Here is a 17,742-nt window from a genome sequence, read left to right as displayed (position 1 = left end):
GCTTGTTTTTATATTATGTGACACTAGTATCACATAATGGATTGCAATTCGTTATTTCATAAGTTACAATTTCAATTAATAAAGGAGTTTTTTATATGAATAAAAAAAAGAGTCCGTTTCAAATAGTAACTATAGTTGTTGCAATATTCATGGCATTACTTATGTTAGCCGGACTAATTATCCCAATTGTTTCTCAACTTTTCAGATAACATAAAAAAGCAAGTATCCATTTTATAAAAGATACTTGCTTTTTATATTGATTTAATAAATGGGTACTTTTGAATATATAAAATAAATAATCTATCGAAAATTACGAATAAAATAGTAGTTAACATCGCTGTTTTTATTACCGTTGGTATTCCAGACACAAATCCGGTGTTGGTTTGTATTCTAAAAATAACCAGTAAAATACCAAGGGACAATTGATATCCCACAGAACTTAATAACGTGACAAAACCTCTAGCTAATTTGATATCCGGAAATCTTTTAGCATTAATTTGGCCCAAATAAAAGACAACGGCATATAAAAAGGTGTTAATTCCTATTATTCCTGAATAAAAAACATCACTAATAAGTCCCATCCCAACTATTACATATAGCCAGTAAGTATTGTTACCATTATAAAAAGCAATTAGCGATTGAAATATCAAATAAAATTGTGTAGAAACAATAAAAGTATTATTACCTAACAACGGTGAAATAGACTTTGAAAGTACACCGTCTAATATTAAACACAGCAGCAATAACAAGGGGAGTACCCACTTTTTCACTCTGTGCATACTATTTATCCACATTTCTTAACACCACCGAAACTACTGAAAAATTATTAATATTAGCTGCGGGTTTTATTTTAATAATATTTGAAAAACCATAATCCCCTGCATCTGACTTCTCGACAGTCCCAATTAATAATCCTTTAGGAGAAGCATCACCCAGGCCACTAGTGTAAACTTGAGTTCCGGGTTTTATTTCACTATTTGAACTTACTTGTGTCATCGATAACGTACCCGTTTTGGTATCATAGCCAGATATCACACCAATATTGCTATCTAGTCGATTATCTGTACTAGTTTGAACAGAAAAACGATTAGATGATCGTGATGTCGTTGAAATTAGTTCTACTTTTGAACTGATACTATCAGTTTCTAGAACACGCCCTACTACACCTTTATCAGCCATAACAGTCATACCTTTTTCAATACCACTTTGACTACCTTGATCAATTATCACCAGATTAGACCATGTTACTGAGGGCCTGGAAATAATAGAAGCATTCACCAACTTATAACCAGTTAGCGTTTTTTTCAAATCTAATGCTTCTTTCAATTCTTCATTTTCATCTGCAATAGCCTTAGATTTCACTTTTGTTTGTGCTAGATCATCTAATTGTTTCTTTAGATTTTCATTTTCTTGATAAGTATTAGCTAGTTGACTGACTGTTGCTGCTCCCGAGCTAAACCATGTCACTGGGACATTTATTACCCTAGTCACAACAGAGACACTGTCATTCAAAAATGTCTGCAGAAAAAATGGCTTATCTTGTTTTTTTTGTAAATTGGTAGATGTGATAACTAATCCAACAACTACTATTAATATTGCAAGAATAGACATTATTTTTTTGTTTTTTAGAATTTTCTTCATTTGCAATTAGTCCTAAACACTAAAAAGCGACCCTAAGTCGCTTTTTATTTTTTGCGCATTACATCGATGCTTTTTAAAGATTCCCCTGTTCCAATAGCCACACAATCAAGTGGTTCTTGTGCAATGAATACAGGTACTTTAGTGGCTTCAGATATCACATCTGGTAAGTGTTTTAACAATGCTCCACCACCAGTTAAAACAATTCCATGATCAATAACATCAGCAGCAATTTCTGGAGATGTCTCTTCCAGTGTTTCTTTAATTACAACAATAATTTCTTCTATTACTTCATGGATGGCTTCAGCAATATCTTTAGCTGTGATTTCAACAGACTTAGGTAAACCTGTCAATAAATCTCGCCCTCTAATTGACATATCATCTAACTCTTCTGATTTCTCAACAGAAGCTGAAGCAATATTAATTTTTATATCTTCAGCAGTTCGTTCACCAATCAACAAATTAAAGTGTTGACGAACATGAGATATAATAGACTCATTAAATCTATCGCCTGCCATGCGAGTTGAGCGGGATGAAACAATTCCACCTAATGAAATTGTCGCAACGTCTGTCGTTCCACCACCAATATCAACTACCATTGATCCAGTCGGTTCCATCACAGGTAACCCTGCACCAATTGCAGCCGAAAAAGGTTCTTCAATAACATACGCATCACGGGCACCTGCAACTTTAGTTGCATCAATAACCGCACGCTTTTCAACTTCAGTTACGCCACTAGGTACACAAACCATCACAAATGGTTTGCTATTCCCAATAGTTTTTTCCATAAAATACTTCATCATTGCAGCAGTTGTATCGTAATCGGCAATAACCCCATCTTTCATTGGTCGTATTGCCTTGATGCTACCTGGCGTTCTACCTATCATAGCTTTAGCCTCTGACCCAACTGCCACTATTTCCCCAGTTTTCATATTCTTTGCCACAACTGAAGGTTCTCTTAATACGATACCCTTGCCTTCCATGTAGACAATGGTATTTGCTGTCCCCAAATCAATTCCTATATTTTTTGAACCAAACCCAAACAATAAAATCGCTCCTTTTTCATGCATACATATTCTAAATCAGTATATCATAAGCACTTTACACGAAAAAGAAATATTAAATGTTTACAAATAATTAAATAAAATCATAAGATTTCAAACTAATAAAGCGACTTTTGGAAACAATAAAATGATCTAGACACTCAATACCCATTATTTTACCCGCAGCCACCATTTGTTTCGAAAATTTAATATCTGAAGATGACGGTTCCAAATCTTCACTAGGATGATTATGCGCTAAAATAATTTTAGCACTTCGATTTAGTATCGCTAATTGAAAAACTTCCCTAGGATGGACCACAGAGTGTGTTAAAGTCCCCTTGAAAACGACTTTTTCACTTATTATATAATTTTTTACATCTAAAAATACGACTACCAAAACTTCTCTGTTGAAACAAGCTAAAGAATTGATGAGATGTTCTCCCATAAGCTGATTGCTCGTATATTTCATCAGACTTTTTAAACGCAATTTTTTAAATCTATCGACAACTTCGGCAAAAATGGCACTATTTTGACTCTCACTATCAAGTAAAGATAGCGATGTTGCATATTGCTGTAAACTTTTTAAATCAGCTTCTTTAGTGAATTGATTTAAAAAAAGTTCTAATAACTTTTTATCAGATTTCCTGGTTAAGTTAACTATATTTTTAATCATCATATTTCTTCCTGACATTTGAATGTACTGTTAAGTACGCGAATAGAAATATTAGCAATCAAATTTTTCTAAAGAAGACAATGTCAAAGTCGCGATTTGCCGTTCTACTTGGGTTGCATCCCTCAAATCAGAAACGAAAACACTTGAAATCCCTGCCGCGTTTGCTGCTTGAACACCTGGGACAGAATCTTCAAAGACAACTAGTTGACTGTGAGGAATCACTAGCTTCTTTTGAGCTGCATCGTAAATGTCAGGACTGGGTTTTGGACGAGTTACATCTTCATGGCTTAAGACTACATCAAAAACATGGTGCATATTTGTCTTATTTAAAGCTTCATTAATAAATAAATTATGATTATTAGAAGCTAATGCCAGTTTAGTACCATTCTTTTTCAGTTGACTAATTAGTTGATTAACACCTGGCATCAGTTTTAATTTCCCTGCTTGAATTGCCTTTTCCACATAGTTATTAGTTTGTTTCATAAAACGAGCAAATATTTCTTTGCTAACAAAATTTAAATAGAACGCTTTGAACTCTTTCGACGAATAGCCTTTAATATCCAAATATGCATCTTTTGGTATAGGAAGCTTGTCTCTTTCAATAATCGCTACCCCTGTTTCATAGTAAAGCTGCTCACTATTAATTAATAAACCATCCATATCAAAAATAGCTCCTTTGATTTCTTTGTGTAATTGCGAACTGTACATCTTTAAATCCTCCTTAGTTTTTATTAAAAAACTTTATGACCTCAGATGCAAAGTAAAATGACCCACAAATAACCAAAGTATCACTAGAGTCGGATTGTTGACGCCAATGTTGTATGAAAGATAAATAATCCTCAACATATGTTAGATTGGGAAAATTTAGTTCTTCAAATTCAGACTTCTTTACGGCTCTTGGATTATCTATTGTTGTCAATTTGATTTTGTAATCTTTTAATAGATTAAAGATACCCCGATAATCTTTATCTTTCATAATTGCTGTTAAAATAGTTAATTTTTTTGAATCAGGATAATGCGTGACTAAATAATTTTTCAATTCTTTAATGGCATCAATATTATGAGCACCATCAACGATAATATCAGGTTTTTCGTTAACAAATTGATATCTAGCTGGAATTTCAACCGAATTAAGTACATCAACCACTTTCACAGAATCTAACTGATAAGGTAGTAATAATTCATAAGCCTGTGTTGCTATTGCCATATCGATTTGTTCAACATAGGCTGCTGGCTTAACATCGATATAGTGCCGATTTTGTGTCTTAAATGATTGTTGTTCAATTTCAAACTGATAATCGAGCCAGTACCCACAGGCCTTTATCTTTGTAATACGATTTTGTATAACTGATTTCACTTCTTTTGAAACATGGCCAATTACAACTGGTTTATGTGCTTTGATAATACCAGCTTTTTCTTTTGCAATATCTCTTAAAGTTGGCCCAATAAGAGCTTTATGGTCCATGCCAATTGAGGTGATAATTGAAAGTTCAGGTGTAATAACATTAGTTTTGTCATTCTTACCTCCAATACCAACTTCAATAATAGCGTAATCGACTTGATGATTAGCAAAGGCTAAGTACCCTAGAACTGTCACAAATTCAAACTCAGTTATAATAAAATCTGGTTGTTGATTTCTTATTTTATCAAGTACAGATTTAACTATCTCAACTAGTTTGACCAACTCATTATCACTAATAGGCTGATTATTAATTTGAATCCGTTCATTAAATTGAATAATAAATGGTGAAATAAACAAACCTACTTTTTGATTAGCTGCCGTAAGTAAATGACTCAAATAATAGCAGGTCGACCCTTTACCGTTTGTTCCTGTAACGTGAATTGTCTTAACTTTATTTTGCGGATTATCTAATTGATCAAGCACTAATTTGATATTTTTTAACGAATTAGTGCGTTGCAGTTTCGGGAGATTATGAATAAAACTGACCGCTTGATCAGCCGTCAGTTTATGAGGTGTTGCCATATTATTGATTATCCTTCAATTCTTGAATACGTTCTAACACGCTATCCAATTGTGATTGATAATCTGCTTTTTTATCTTTTTGTTCAGCTACAACTTTTTCAGGTGCTTTACTTACGAACCCTTCGTTTGACAATTTCTTATCAATACGTGCGATCTCACCATTTAAGTTTTCAACTTCTTTATTTAGTTTGTCAATTTCCGCTGAAATATTCACTAATTCTGCTAAAGGAACAAAAATTTGAGCCCCTGTAATTACTGCGTTAAGTGCTAATTTTGGCGCTTTAATATCAGTTGCAATCATCATTGATTTTGGATGAACAAAGCGAGATAAGAAATCTGCATTATTATTTAAGATGTCAGATTGTGCATCCCCATCAACACGAATTTGTAAATCGATTGGGGTTGAAAGTGGTGCGTTAGCCTCAGCACGAATATTACGAATAGATTTAATAACGTCAATCAAGAAGTCCATTTCTACAATCGCCTGATCATCTTCAAACTCAGCGTGTGCTGTTGGATACTCTGCAACCATTAAGCTCTTACCTTCATGAGGCATTGATTGCCATAATTTTTCTGTTACAAATGGCATGATTGGGTGCATTAAACGTAAAATTTGATCAATTATATAAACAAGATGATTAGCTTTAGTTGCTTTAGCTGATTCATCTTCACCTGTAAAGATTGTTTTACTCATTTCGATATACCAATCAGCAACGTCGTTCCAAATAAAGTTGTACAATGCACGACCAGCTTCACCAAATTCAAATTGATCATTTAGACGAGTCACGTCTTTAACTGTTTGGTTTAGACGAGCAAAAATCCAACGATCTGATAAATCAAAGTTTTCAGGGTTAGGTAAATGTGCAGCTTTTGTTCCTTCAGGTAAGTTCATAATAACAAAACGGCTCATGTTCCAAATTTTGTTAATGAAATTCCATGCAGCATCCATCTTGTCATAGCTAAATCTTGTATCTTGTCCTGGAGTTGAACCTGTTGATAAGAACCAACGCAAAGCATCAGCACCATATTGTTCAATAACTTCCATTGGATCAATACCATTACCTAATGATTTACTCATCTTACGGCCTTGAGCATCACGCATCAATCCGTGAATTAATGTGTATTCAAATGGACGTTCATTTGTTAGTTCTAATCCTTGGAAGATCATACGAGCAACCCAGAAAGGAATAATATCGTAACCGGTAACCAATGTATTATTTGGATAGTAACGTTTAAAGTCACTAGCTTCCACATCTGGCCAACCCATTGTTGAAAATGGCCATAAAGCACTTGAGAACCATGTATCTAAAACGTCTTCATCTTGTTCCCAGTTTTCAGCATCTTGAGGAGCTTCTTCTCCAACATAGATTTCGCCTGTTTCTTTATGGTACCAAGCTGGAATACGGTGTCCCCACCATAGTTGTCTTGAGATAACCCAGTCATGAATATTTTCCATCCAACGGGTAAAGGTGCCTTCGAAGCGATCAGGAACAAAAGTTACTTTTTGATCAGTTTCTTGGTTTTTCAATGATTCTTCTGCTAGAGGTTTCATTTTAACGAACCACTGTGTTGAAAGTCTTGGTTCAACTGGCACACCTGAACGTTCTGAGTGACCAACATTGTGAGCCATTTCTTCAACTTTTAACAAAGCGCCTGCTTCTTCTAAGTCTTTTACGATAGCTTTACGAACATCAAAACGGTCCATGCCTTCGTACTTACCAGCATTTTCATTCATTGTACCGTCAGGATTCATAATGTTGATACGTTCTAAGTCATGACGGTTACCTACTGCAAAGTCATTAGGGTCATGAGCTGGTGTGATTTTTACGGCACCTGTACCAAATTCACGATCAACGTAAGTATCAGCAATGATTGGTAATTTGCGGTCAGTTAAAGGCAAAATAACTTCTTTACCAATGTAATCTTTGTAACGATCATCATGAGGATGAACAGCAATCGCTGTATCTCCTAAAAGCGTTTCAGGTCTTGTTGTTGCAATTTCAATATGACCTGATCCATCAACGTAAGGGTATTTAATGTGGTAAAAAGCACCTTGATCTTCTTGGTGGATAACTTCGATATCTGAAAGAGCTGTTTGAAGAGCTGGGTCCCAGTTAATGATATATTCATCACGGTAAATCAAGCCTTTGTTGTACATTTGAACGAATACTTTTTTAACAGCATCACTTAACCCATCATCTAAAGTAAAACGTTCACGTGAATAATCAAGTGATAATCCCATCTTACCCCATTGGTCTTTGATGGTTTTAGCGTATTCATCTTTCCATTCCCAAACTTTTTCTAGGAACTTTTCACGTCCTAGTTCATGACGTGTTAGGCCTTCTTCTTCACGAATTTTACCTTCAACTTTTGCCTGTGTTGCAATACCAGCATGGTCCATACCTGGTAAGTATAAAGTGTCAAATCCTTGCATACGTTTTTGTCTGATAATCATATCTTGTAAAGTCGTATCCCATGCATGTCCCATATGTAGCTTACCTGTAACATTTGGAGGTGGAATAACAATAGAATAGGGTTTTGCTTTCTTGTCGCCACTTGGTTTAAATAAATCTTCGTCTAGCCATTGTTGGTATTGGCCTTGCTCCACTTCTTGTGGATTGAATTTTTTGGATAATTCAGTCATATTATTCCTCCTAAATAAAAAAATCCTAGACAACTTAATGTCTAGGACGAATTGATCGCGGTACCACCTAAATTGACCCTGCTTATAAATAACAAACAGAATCCACTTTAATATCAATAAAGATAACGGGGTTTACCGGTTTAATTTACTCATTTCAATTAAACAGCTCACAAGCTACTTGTTTTTTCTGTTTTAAAATCTTTCAGCGCATCGATTTTATCTCTATAAGTCGAAAAAACACCTCTTGGTCGTTGCTATTGACTATATTCTACTAAAATTATCCCAAATGTCAAAGTAAATCTTCAAACTCATCTTGATTATTGGTCGAAATAAAGTCTTGATCAGGATAAATATCAGTAATTTGAATATTATCTAAAGCTTCTTGAATCATCGATTCTGAGTCTAAAGCGTTTTCATATAGAACTGCTTTTTCAGTCTTAGGTCGAGTCTTAGGTCTAGTTGGTGCAAAAATTGTACAGCAATCTTCAAATGGCATAACCGAAAGATCAAAAGTATCAATTTTTTCAGAAATACGAATGATATCTGTCTTATCTAAGGTAGCAACAGGACGAATAATTGGTGTCGTTGTCACATCATTAATGGCCATCATACTTTCAAGCGTTTGTGAGGCAACTTGTCCAATTGATTCTCCATTGGAAATAGCTAATCCTTTACGTTGTTCACGAATTAAATCAGTTAATTTTAGCATAAAGCGACGTTGAACCGTCATCAAATATCCTTCTGGAATATTTTGCTTAATTTGTTCTTGAATATGGGCAAAAGGAACCGCAATAAATTTAATTTTACCTGAATAAGCTGCTAGCTTACTTGTCAATGCTTTAGCTTTAGCTAGTGCTTTATCTGTTGTATAGGGTGGTGAATAGAAGTGAACCATTTCTATTTCAATTCCACGTTTCATTGTTAGATAAGAGGCAACTGGGGAGTCAATACCACCTGAAAGCATTAACATAGCTTTGCCAGCCGTTCCAACTGGTAATCCACCTGCCCCTTTAATTGTTCGATTCGATAAATAAACAGCATCATGGCGAACTTCGATTCGCAAGACAACGTCTGGATTTTTCATTTTGACAGCAATGTCTGGTAGTGCATCAGTAACGCTTCCACCTACTAATTGATTGATTTCATTAGTATCTAGGTCATACTCATGATCACTTCGACGAGTATTGACTTTGAATGATAAACCTTCATGATAAATAGCTTTCATCATTTCAACTGCAGCTTCTTGAATATCTTCAATATTTTTTGAAACCTTAATGGCTGGTGAATAAGTCTCAATACCAAATACCTTTGATAATTTTTCATCGACTACTTCCCAGTTTTCGCCATTTAATTTAATGTGCATTCTATCTCTTTTAGTTGAGATATCAAGGTGACTCAAATCATGTAGTGCGCGACTAACATTACCATGCAAACGGTTAATAAACTCACGACGGTTCTTTCCCTTAGTTGATAGTTCACCGTATCTCACTAGTACTTCGCTAAATTCCATATATGCAGCTCCTTTTTTTAGTAACTAATATTTTCAAAACGTTTATAAATTTCTTCAAATTTACTGATAAATTCTTGAGCTTCAGCCAATGTATTTTCCGAAGAAAAGCTCAAACGAATAGCCCCTTGGGCAATACGATCATCGACAGCCATAGCCTTAAGTGTCCCTGACCCAGTCTCATCTTTACTGGAGCAAGCACTTGTCGTTGAGACATAAATTTCTTGTTCTTCAAGTAAGTGAACAAGAGTTTCTCCTCTGACGCCTTCTAAAGCAAAAGTTAGAATATGTGGCGCAAAATCACTAGCATCAGGTGAAAAAATAGAAATACCTGGTTTATCAGTTAGATAATCTAGCAGTTCACGTTTTATTGCGACAGTTTGTTGGGCAGTTTTTTGCTGTGTTTCAATTGTGAGTCTTAATGCCTTGGCACTCGCAACTATGCCCGGAGTATTTTCGGTTCCTGAACGTAGATTTTGCTCTTGCCCACCACCACTCAATAGTGGCTGCAATTGACGGTTGGCTTTTTTATATAAGAATCCAACCCCACGAGGACCGTTAAATTTATGTGCTGAAAAACTCATCAAATCAATACGTGGATGAAAAAGTTTTGACCATAAATTTTTACCAATAGCCTGAACCGCATCCACATGATAGTGAATTGATGGGTATTCTTTTAAAATATCTCCAATTTTAGCAATAGGTTGAATAGAGCCAATTTCATTATTAACTGCCATGATTGAAACAAGTATCGTATTTTCTGTGATTGCTTGTTCTACAGAATCTGGGCTTACAATACCGGTTTGGTCAACAGGTAGATACGTCACTTTGAAGCCTAATTCTTCAAGTTGTTTCATCGAGTTTAAAACCGCAGGGTGTTCAATCTGGGTCGTAATTAAATGATTTCCTAGTTTTCTTTTTGAAATTGCGGTACCTTTAATTGCCCAGTTATCGGATTCTGTGCCACTGCTGGTAAAAAACACTTCGCTACCTTTAACCCCAAGCAGATCAGCAATTTGTAAGCGAGATTGTTCAACTAGCATAAAGCTCTTCTCACCAAACTTGTGTAGACTAGAAGGATTAGACCAGTACTTTTGACTAACCGCTTGGTAAGTATTTAGTACATTAGCATTGATTAAGGTTGTTGAACTATTATCAAAATATATCAAATTATTATCCACCTTTAAAACTAAAAAAGACCAGTAATCTGGTCTAAATTGTTTGAACGTCTAAAGTATTATAGCGAAAAATTAAATAACATTCAACTCATTAACTTATTTTTTATAAGCCTTTGTAGTAATCTTTCTCAATTTTTTCGTAGGCTCCAGGTTCAACCTTTTCCAAGGCACTAGCTATTGTATCTAGCGCACCCTCATAGTCAAATTCTTGATTGTATAATTGGTATGCTTTTTTTACGGCTTGATTAATGTTTTTATTATCCTGAATATATTTATTACTATACTGAACCGCAATTTCTGTCAATTCTGAAGTGGCAAGGATATTTTCAGAGTCCGTAGTTAATTTATTCAAATCTTGTTGGGCTAAAATCAAGTCATCGGAAATTTGTTTCATATCAATTTTGACTTGATTTAATTCATCATAAATTTTTTCGATTTCAGCTTCAACAAGTTTATAATATTCAATAAATCGTGCTGGATAACCTGGTAATTTATAACGATCTAATTTTCGCTTCAACATGTTGAGATTCAAATGCATCTCTTGAACAGATTGTTGAGCAACTTTTTCAGCCTCTGTCAGTCCTTCAATATCTTGTTCAATTTCTCGTTGACGACTACTAATCTCATCTAGTCTTTGATTAATTCTTAAAAAGTCAGCCTTGATTTCAGAGTAAACTGGAGATTCTTTTTCAATGTTTTGAATGTCCAAATCGAAATCATTTTTCATTTGGCTTATTTCAGATCCAATATAACCACTTTCAGTAATTTCATCATTAGTTAATATATAGCTTTGGTCTATGTGAACTAACAAATCCATTAAATTTGAGTTGGCTAATGAGACTTTTTCAAATTGCTCGGATAACCGTCTTTGAAAATCAATCACAAATTTTTTGGCATTTATTTCGTTTTCTAAAATTTGCTCAATTTCCATCATCTTATTATTGACGTTATCAATCGAATTTTCAACTTCATCTAGGTTAATTTGATTTAATTGCTGATTAGCTTGATTAACGCTTGCATTTAAGTTGTCAATAAGTGTTTCCACATTAACATTCGAAAATTGATAATTTTGACTAAGTAAATGTTGGTAATCGTCAGCTATTTCTTTAACTTGCTGTGGCAATTTTTTACTTAATTTTTCGTAACTTTTTTTAATTCTTGGCAACTTTTGTGCTAGCAGATTTAATTGCAATCTCAGATAGCTTAATAATCGATGAGTCTCGATATGATTACCAGCACTATTTAGTTTTTTTACTTCAGAAAATTTATTCTCAAGACCCAATAAATAATCTTCTAAAAAATTAATAGTTTGTCCATAATTGTAAGATTTTGATAAAATATCTTTTCTCATTTCAGCATACTTATCATATATCTGTTCAATTTCCTTTTCAGATTCACTATTAGCATTTATAAGCTGATTAAAAACCAATTCAACATCTTCAACATCTTGTTCAGCTTCAAAAACAGCTTGCTTTAAATCAATTAACAACGAATTTGCTGTTAATAATCTAAAATGATTTGTAGTCTGAGAAACCTTATGATTTTTTTCTAATAATTCCACAGATCTAGATTCCAAGTCTAAGTAAACTTTCTCCCAATTATTAAATGTTATCAAACTGGATCCTGATAACGTAATTTCCTTCAGATGCTGATATTTTTCAGCTAGTTCAGCTGATTGAAAATCATTTATAACCTGTTCAATATGTTTGACAACACGTTTGTTTCTGATGAAATTCATTAATATCTGAATGATAACTGTAAGTATTAATAAAATACTTATTGAAAGCACAACTGTTTGTCCTACTGACATAAAAGCTTCCCCCAATATTCCATATAAAGTCTATTGTATCAAAAAATATGAGCTTTGCAGAGCCTTTTCACTAAATAAATAGGCTTGATTTAAAATCATATTTCATCTATAATGATTAAAGTGTAAAATATTGCAGCAATAAGTGGCAAGAACGTCAACATTTCATGGCGCTTTAAGTCAATGAGTAACCCGCGGCTGCACGTGGTGAAAGTGTCAACATGAAATGCACGAATGCCGAACTTATTTCTTATATTTTACTCCAATAATCAAATTTTATGGAGGAACATTTTTATGTCAAGATATACAGGTCCTAGTTGGAAAAAATCTCGTCGTCTTGGAATTTCTTTATCAGGTACTGGTAAAGAACTTGCACGTCGCCCTTACGCACCAGGTGACCACGGTCCAAACGCTCGTCGTGGTAAAATTTCAGAATACGGTTCACAATTACGTGAAAAACAAAAACTACGTGTGATGTACGGTCTAACTGAACGTCAATTTATGAATCTTTTCGTTAAAGCTGGTAAAATTCGTGAAGGTAAACACGGTGTTAACTTCATGGTCTTACTAGAACGTCGTTTAGACAATGTTGTTTACCGTCTAGGTTTAGCAACTACACGTCGTCAAGCTCGTCAATTAGTTAACCACGGTCACGTGACTGTTGATGGTCAACGCGTTGATATTCCTTCATTTGAAGTAAAACCTAACCAAGTTATCGCTCTTAGAGAACGTTCACAAAACTTGGCTATCGTTAAAGAAGCAGTTGAAGCTACAGTTGCTCGTCCTGCTTTCGTTTCATTTGACGATAACAAATTAACAGGTTCATTAACTCGTTTACCAGAACGTGATGAACTTGAACCAGAAATCGACGAATCACTTGTTGTTGAATTCTACAACCAAAAACTTTAATATTTATTTATTTTGTTTATTCCCCGGTATCTTTATCGGGGATTTTTTAATACACTTTTATTATAAGGAGGTGCTTTCCACATGACAGATAACCTAACCGATCGTCTTGAAAAAAACAGTATGGGGTCTACACCTCAAACCAACCCAGACGAAAGACGCCAGTATCTTGGTTCCCTACGTGAACGTGTTCTAGTCAGACTATCAGTAGCACAGTTCAAAAACAAAGAACTCGTTGAGACTCTGGTTGACCATATCCCTAGTTACCAAAATTACCAAGTATTAATTAACAACAAAATTAACACTCCTAACGCATCACTAATTATTAAGAGTTGCTCTCAAAACAATATTAGATTTTCATTAATTAGCGACCAATCTGCTCAAACAGTTGATGAAGCAACAGGCGTGCTTGTCGTTTCAAAAGATGCTATTAACGAATCAATTATTGATATTACTCAAAAATATAACAAAAAAACTGATTCTAATTCCAACTATAAGCTTGAGAAAATATCAGTTTGGTCTAAAATAAAAAAATTATTTAAAGGAGAATAATTATGGTGGCTCCCCTAGCCTTTCGTATGCGTCCAAAAACAATAGATGAAATAGTTGGACAACAACATTTGGTGGGGCAAAATAAAATTATCTATCGTATGGTAAAAGCCAAACGATTAACATCAATGATTTTGTATGGCCCACCAGGTATTGGGAAAACAAGTATTGCCAGTGCAATTGCTGGCAGTACAGAATTTGCTTTTAGGCAATTGAATGCAGCTATTGATGGTAAAAAAGAACTAAAGATTGTCGCTGAGGAAGCAAAGATGAGTGGAACGGTCGTTTTACTACTCGATGAAATCCACCGACTAGATAAGACTAAGCAAGATTTTTTGCTACCTATGCTTGAATCAGGTAAAATCGTTTTAATAGGGGCAACTACTGAAAATCCCTATATCTCTATTTCTCCTGCAATCCGATCTCGAACAGAAATATTTGAATTACATTCACTAGATCCAAAAGATATTAGTCAAGCCCTTAATCGTGCTTTATCTGACACTAAAAATGGACTAAAAAAGTACAATGTCAGCTTAACTGAAGATGCCAGAAAACTACTTATCACCCGTAGTAACGGTGATTTAAGAAATGCATTGAATGGTCTTGAGCTTGCTGTATTATCTTCGTCATCTTCAGATGACGAATCTGGTAAAACTGTGATTGATGTTCCCATTATCGAAGAATCTATTCAAAAACACAATATATCAGCTGACAAAAATGGTGATAGTCATTACAATTTACTTTCAGCTTTTCAAAAATCAATTCGAGGTTCAGATACTGATGCAGCACTTCACTATTTAGCTAGATTGATTTTATCAGGCGATTTAATTAGCATTATCAGACGTCTGACAGTCATTGTTTTTGAAGATATTGGATTGGCTAATCCACAAGCTTGGGTTCATACAATGGCAGCTATAGAAGCTGCAGAAAAAGTGGGATTTCCAGAGGCTAGAATTCCATTAAGTAATGCTGTCATTGAACTTTGTCTATCTCCAAAATCAAATGCTAGCTTAACCGCTATTGATTCAGCAATAAATGATATTCAAAATAATCAAACCGGTGATATCCCTAACCATATAAAGGATGCTCATTACAATGGCGCTGAAAAATTAGGCAATGGCGTTGGCTATTTATACCCACATGATTTCGATAACGACTTCGTTGCTCAAGCTTATCTACCTGATAAGTTAAGCGACGCCAAATATTTTCATCCTAAAGGTAACGGTAAGTTCGAGACCGCCTTAAAAAATCAGTATCAAAAACTAAAAGAACTTCAAAGAAAAGGACGTCATTAATTCTATGATTATAAAGATTATTATGATTGTTTTCATAGCAATCATCTGTTATATAGGAGGATGTCTTCTCTATACTAAAAATAAACCATTTTTAGTTTTCCATCCCGAAAGAGACCCCTTCTTAAGTCGTGCATTATTTACATTTGCGATTGCACTGTTTGCTATCGCATGTATTGGCATAGGTATCCTGTTTACCCTACCCGCGGTCTATAATATTATTACTTTAATATTAACTAGTATTACTTTAATCATTTTATCTATTATACTTTCAGTTTCAATTAATACTAATATCAAATAAAAAAGCCATTTATAATAAATGGCTTTTTTATTTGATTTCATTTTTTATTAAATTACGAATAGTATTAGATAAATCATCTAACACTAATAAGCTGTCTAGTAAACGTTCACTATTATAAACCTGATGCCAAAAACCTGACTGCTCATTAGAGCTATAATCATCTTTATACTGCTCATTCCACTGTGTTAAAAGCATTAAAATAAAATAATCATAGAAATTATCTCTCAATGAAAAGCTAGATATTAAATCAGCTAAACCTTGATTTTCACCAAAAATAAGTGGTACATCTGTTTGCAAATAGGCAAACACAACTGCTGTCATTAAATAGACTTTCAGTGCACGGTGAACAGGTGCTTCACATATTTTTTTGGTAGCTTCAACAATCAAACTGTATGTTTGAATCCAACCCATTTTAGAATTGTACCCCTGATAATCTTGCTCCAACAAAGAATATGTAGCTAATCTCAAAGCAATCGATTGGTAATCTTGTGGCGATAATAAATTGTAAAATTTTTCATCTTCTACCAAGATAGCATTCAAAATTAATAATGCTCCACTTCTAACTAAAACAGCATCATTTTTAGGTTCTAAAATGTGAGAATATAAATTATCTAAGTCCAGTATAAAATCTCTTAACCAGATTAATTGATTTTCAGTATAATAATGCTTTTTAATGCTTTCAACAATAGTTTTTAATACATACTTTTCTCTAATATCAACATTTGTTGAACCTATAAACTGCACTAAAAATTTTAAATCAGCCATTTTAGGAGATTGAATTTTTTCTTCCCGAGCAAGAGACTTGATTAACTCAATATTGCTATCAGTTAACTCTGCTATTTGAATCGGACGGCGTCTTTTTTGATAGTTGACCTGCTCTTTTATTTTGTAAAATTGTTGATACAGTGTATTGTAAAAGTCACCCGTTTCAAAACGTTTAAACAAATTATTGACATTCTGTTCAACTTCAACTATTTGACTATTAGTCATTTAGCGCCACTCTCCTAACTGATATAAATATTAAAATTCGCCTTTACCACTGAAAATATAACTTTTATGATGATATTTCATTGAAAGAATCAACCCAACACCTATCATATTTCCCAGCAAAGCAGATCCTCCTGATGAAATAAATGGTAACGGAATCCCTGTTAGTGGTAAGAGATCAATACTCATTCCAATATTTTCAAAAACATGGAATAAAATCATCATGATAACTCCTGTCGAAACATATGAGTAAAAAGCATTACGGGTTTGAAAAGCCACTTTAACCATATTAAAAATTAAATAAAAATACGTTAAAATGACACCAATAATACCGACAAAGCCAAAGCTTTCCCCTATGATTGAAAAAACCATATCTGTCGTTTGAACTGGAACATTAACGACTCTTACACCAAATCCACGACCAAACAATTCTCCTGAACCAATAGCTTTCATGCTTTGCCACAACTGCATTGAGTTATTGGCAGTATCCCCTGAAGGGTCTAACCAACTATTAATTCTTTCAAACTGATAAGCTTTGAAATTAAATTGTCTTAAAATTTCTTGACCATTAGGTGTTGAGACTAACAAAATAGCAATAGTCCCAATAATTGAGACTGATAAGAAAACCGGTAATAAAATTTTCCAGGTAACTCCTGATACTAAAATCGCACCACCTAAAATTGCAAAGAAAACTAACATTGTCCCAAAATCATTTTGAAGTTTTAATAGCACTGCTACTGGCAGCATTGCTAGAACAAGTTTAGCGATTAAAACACTATCGTTTCGAACGGTGTGTTCACGATAGTGTTGGTTATGCCGATAAATCAATCGCCCTAGCATCAGGATAAAAGCTGGTTTCATTACCTCCGAAGGTTGAAATGTAAACGGTCCTATCTTAAACCAACTCATAGCCCCGGTGTCTGCTGCAAGTGATCGATCATGGAAAATCAAGACTAAAAACAACAGCGTCAGTCCTGCTGCATATGCATACGGGGAGACTTTAAATAATTGTTCTGAATCAAACTGCATGATAACTGCTACAATCAAAAAACCCACAAAGTACCAAATAATCTGAGATATAATGGACTTTAAACTAGCTCCTGAAGCCAGCCAGATAGCATACATTCCGACAACTGCTAGTAGTAAAACAGGAACAATAATTCCAAAATCTAGTCGATCAATTAGGCTGGGTTTTTCATCTACTTGTGCCATAATTTATACTCCTCTAGATTT

At 34.2% G+C, this 17,742-nt stretch carries 16 protein-coding genes and 1 other annotated feature; of the genes, 4 read left to right on the top strand and 12 right to left on the bottom strand.

Annotated elements, in window-relative coordinates:
* Positions 1–95 precede the first annotated feature (95 nt).
* On the top strand, positions 96–209 hold the full coding sequence (locus FC86_RS06720) for a DUF4044 domain-containing protein (RefSeq protein WP_082618858.1): 114 nt from the start codon (positions 96–98) through the stop codon (positions 207–209).
* Positions 210–251: 42 nt separating this feature from the next.
* Here the strand turns inward: FC86_RS06720 and mreD are convergent, their stop codons facing one another.
* The 10 genes from mreD to FC86_RS04590 all read right to left on the bottom strand — a co-directional run bounded on the left by mreD (position 252) and on the right by FC86_RS04590 (position 12,477).
* A complete protein-coding gene (mreD, locus tag FC86_RS04635) occupies positions 252–794 on the bottom strand; it encodes a rod shape-determining protein MreD (RefSeq protein ID WP_056974908.1) in 543 nt (180 codons plus the stop codon).
* Entirely contained in the window at positions 781–1,641 is an 861-nt protein-coding gene (mreC, locus tag FC86_RS04630) for a rod shape-determining protein MreC (RefSeq protein ID WP_056974907.1), read from the bottom strand. Before mreC ends, mreD begins: the two co-directional genes overlap by 14 nt.
* Before the next feature lie 44 nt (positions 1,642–1,685).
* The gene (locus FC86_RS04625) at positions 1,686–2,684 is read right to left on the bottom strand and encodes a rod shape-determining protein (protein ID WP_056974906.1); all 999 of its coding nucleotides are present in this window, start codon (positions 2,682–2,684) and stop codon (positions 1,686–1,688) included.
* Between the two features lie 91 nt (positions 2,685–2,775).
* Positions 2,776–3,357 (bottom strand): JAB domain-containing protein, encoded by a 582-nt coding sequence (locus FC86_RS04620; RefSeq protein ID WP_162257576.1) that lies wholly within the window; start codon positions 3,355–3,357, stop codon positions 2,776–2,778.
* Positions 3,358–3,405: 48 nt separating this feature from the next.
* Positions 3,406–4,062 (bottom strand): HAD family hydrolase, encoded by a 657-nt coding sequence (locus FC86_RS04615; RefSeq protein WP_056974904.1) that lies wholly within the window; start codon positions 4,060–4,062, stop codon positions 3,406–3,408.
* A 13-nt stretch (positions 4,063–4,075) separates the two neighbouring features.
* Entirely contained in the window at positions 4,076–5,338 is a 1,263-nt protein-coding gene (locus tag FC86_RS04610) for a bifunctional folylpolyglutamate synthase/dihydrofolate synthase (protein WP_056974903.1), read from the bottom strand.
* 1 nt (position 5,339) lies between these two features.
* Positions 5,340–7,982, bottom strand: coding sequence for a valine--tRNA ligase (locus tag FC86_RS04605; RefSeq protein ID WP_056974902.1), 2,643 nt, complete (start codon positions 7,980–7,982; stop codon positions 5,340–5,342).
* A 39-nt stretch (positions 7,983–8,021) separates the two neighbouring features.
* Positions 8,022–8,243, bottom strand: a binding site (T-box leader).
* A 28-nt stretch (positions 8,244–8,271) separates the two neighbouring features.
* A complete protein-coding gene (gene thiI / locus FC86_RS04600) occupies positions 8,272–9,492 on the bottom strand; it encodes a tRNA uracil 4-sulfurtransferase ThiI (protein ID WP_056974901.1) in 1,221 nt (406 codons plus the stop codon).
* A gap of 17 nt (positions 9,493–9,509) precedes the next feature.
* Positions 9,510–10,658 carry a cysteine desulfurase family protein gene (locus tag FC86_RS04595; RefSeq protein WP_056974900.1) on the bottom strand — a complete coding sequence of 383 codons (1,149 nt, stop codon included), beginning with the start codon at positions 10,656–10,658 and terminating at the stop codon, positions 9,510–9,512.
* A gap of 112 nt (positions 10,659–10,770) precedes the next feature.
* The gene (locus FC86_RS04590) at positions 10,771–12,477 is read right to left on the bottom strand and encodes a septation ring formation regulator EzrA (protein ID WP_056974899.1); all 1,707 of its coding nucleotides are present in this window, start codon (positions 12,475–12,477) and stop codon (positions 10,771–10,773) included.
* 291 nt (positions 12,478–12,768) lie between these two features.
* Here FC86_RS04590 and rpsD point away from each other — a divergent pair, with 291 nt between their 5' ends.
* The 3 genes from rpsD (at position 12,769) to FC86_RS04575 (ending at position 15,224) form a co-directional block, all read left to right on the top strand.
* Positions 12,769–13,383, top strand: coding sequence for a 30S ribosomal protein S4 (gene rpsD, locus FC86_RS04585; protein ID WP_056974898.1), 615 nt, complete (start codon positions 12,769–12,771; stop codon positions 13,381–13,383).
* Between the two features lie 81 nt (positions 13,384–13,464).
* Complete coding sequence (locus tag FC86_RS04580; RefSeq protein ID WP_056974897.1) at positions 13,465–13,932, top strand: YueI family protein; 468 nt, start codon at positions 13,465–13,467, stop codon at positions 13,930–13,932.
* Positions 13,933–13,937: 5 nt separating this feature from the next.
* Entirely contained in the window at positions 13,938–15,224 is a 1,287-nt protein-coding gene (locus tag FC86_RS04575) for a replication-associated recombination protein A (RefSeq protein WP_156403356.1), read from the top strand.
* Between the two features lie 325 nt (positions 15,225–15,549).
* Here the strand turns inward: FC86_RS04575 and FC86_RS04565 are convergent, their stop codons facing one another.
* Positions 15,550–16,512 (bottom strand): DUF2785 domain-containing protein, encoded by a 963-nt coding sequence (locus FC86_RS04565; protein ID WP_056974894.1) that lies wholly within the window; start codon positions 16,510–16,512, stop codon positions 15,550–15,552.
* A gap of 30 nt (positions 16,513–16,542) precedes the next feature.
* Positions 16,543–17,721, bottom strand: coding sequence for an FtsW/RodA/SpoVE family cell cycle protein (locus FC86_RS04560; RefSeq protein WP_056974893.1), 1,179 nt, complete (start codon positions 17,719–17,721; stop codon positions 16,543–16,545).
* Positions 17,722–17,742 lie beyond the last annotated feature (21 nt).

The organism is Holzapfeliella floricola DSM 23037 = JCM 16512 (assembly GCF_001436605.1).
Lineage (GTDB): Bacteria > Bacillota > Bacilli > Lactobacillales > Lactobacillaceae > Holzapfeliella > Holzapfeliella floricola.
Note: the sequence above shows the minus strand (reverse complement) of the source record. Positions and strands in the feature narration are given on the sequence as shown.

Coding starts and splice junctions, on each gene's coding strand:
- rpsD (WP_056974898.1), top strand. CDS start 12,769: ATGTCAAGATATACAGGTCCTAGTTGGAAAAAATCTCGTCGTCTTGGA.
- FC86_RS04580 (WP_056974897.1), top strand. CDS start 13,465: ATGACAGATAACCTAACCGATCGTCTTGAAAAAAACAGTATGGGGTCT.
- FC86_RS06720 (WP_082618858.1), top strand. CDS start 96: ATGAATAAAAAAAAGAGTCCGTTTCAAATAGTAACTATAGTTGTTGCA.
- mreC (WP_056974907.1), bottom strand. CDS start 1,641: ATGAAGAAAATTCTAAAAAACAAAAAAATAATGTCTATTCTTGCAATA.
- FC86_RS04560 (WP_056974893.1), bottom strand. CDS start 17,721: ATGGCACAAGTAGATGAAAAACCCAGCCTAATTGATCGACTAGATTTT.
- FC86_RS04620 (WP_162257576.1), bottom strand. CDS start 3,357: ATGATGATTAAAAATATAGTTAACTTAACCAGGAAATCTGATAAAAAG.
- FC86_RS04590 (WP_056974899.1), bottom strand. CDS start 12,477: ATGTCAGTAGGACAAACAGTTGTGCTTTCAATAAGTATTTTATTAATA.
- FC86_RS04605 (WP_056974902.1), bottom strand. CDS start 7,982: ATGACTGAATTATCCAAAAAATTCAATCCACAAGAAGTGGAGCAAGGC.
- thiI (WP_056974901.1), bottom strand. CDS start 9,492: ATGGAATTTAGCGAAGTACTAGTGAGATACGGTGAACTATCAACTAAG.
- FC86_RS04565 (WP_056974894.1), bottom strand. CDS start 16,512: ATGACTAATAGTCAAATAGTTGAAGTTGAACAGAATGTCAATAATTTG.
- mreD (WP_056974908.1), bottom strand. CDS start 794: ATGTGGATAAATAGTATGCACAGAGTGAAAAAGTGGGTACTCCCCTTG.
- FC86_RS04615 (WP_056974904.1), bottom strand. CDS start 4,062: ATGTACAGTTCGCAATTACACAAAGAAATCAAAGGAGCTATTTTTGAT.
- FC86_RS04610 (WP_056974903.1), bottom strand. CDS start 5,338: ATGGCAACACCTCATAAACTGACGGCTGATCAAGCGGTCAGTTTTATT.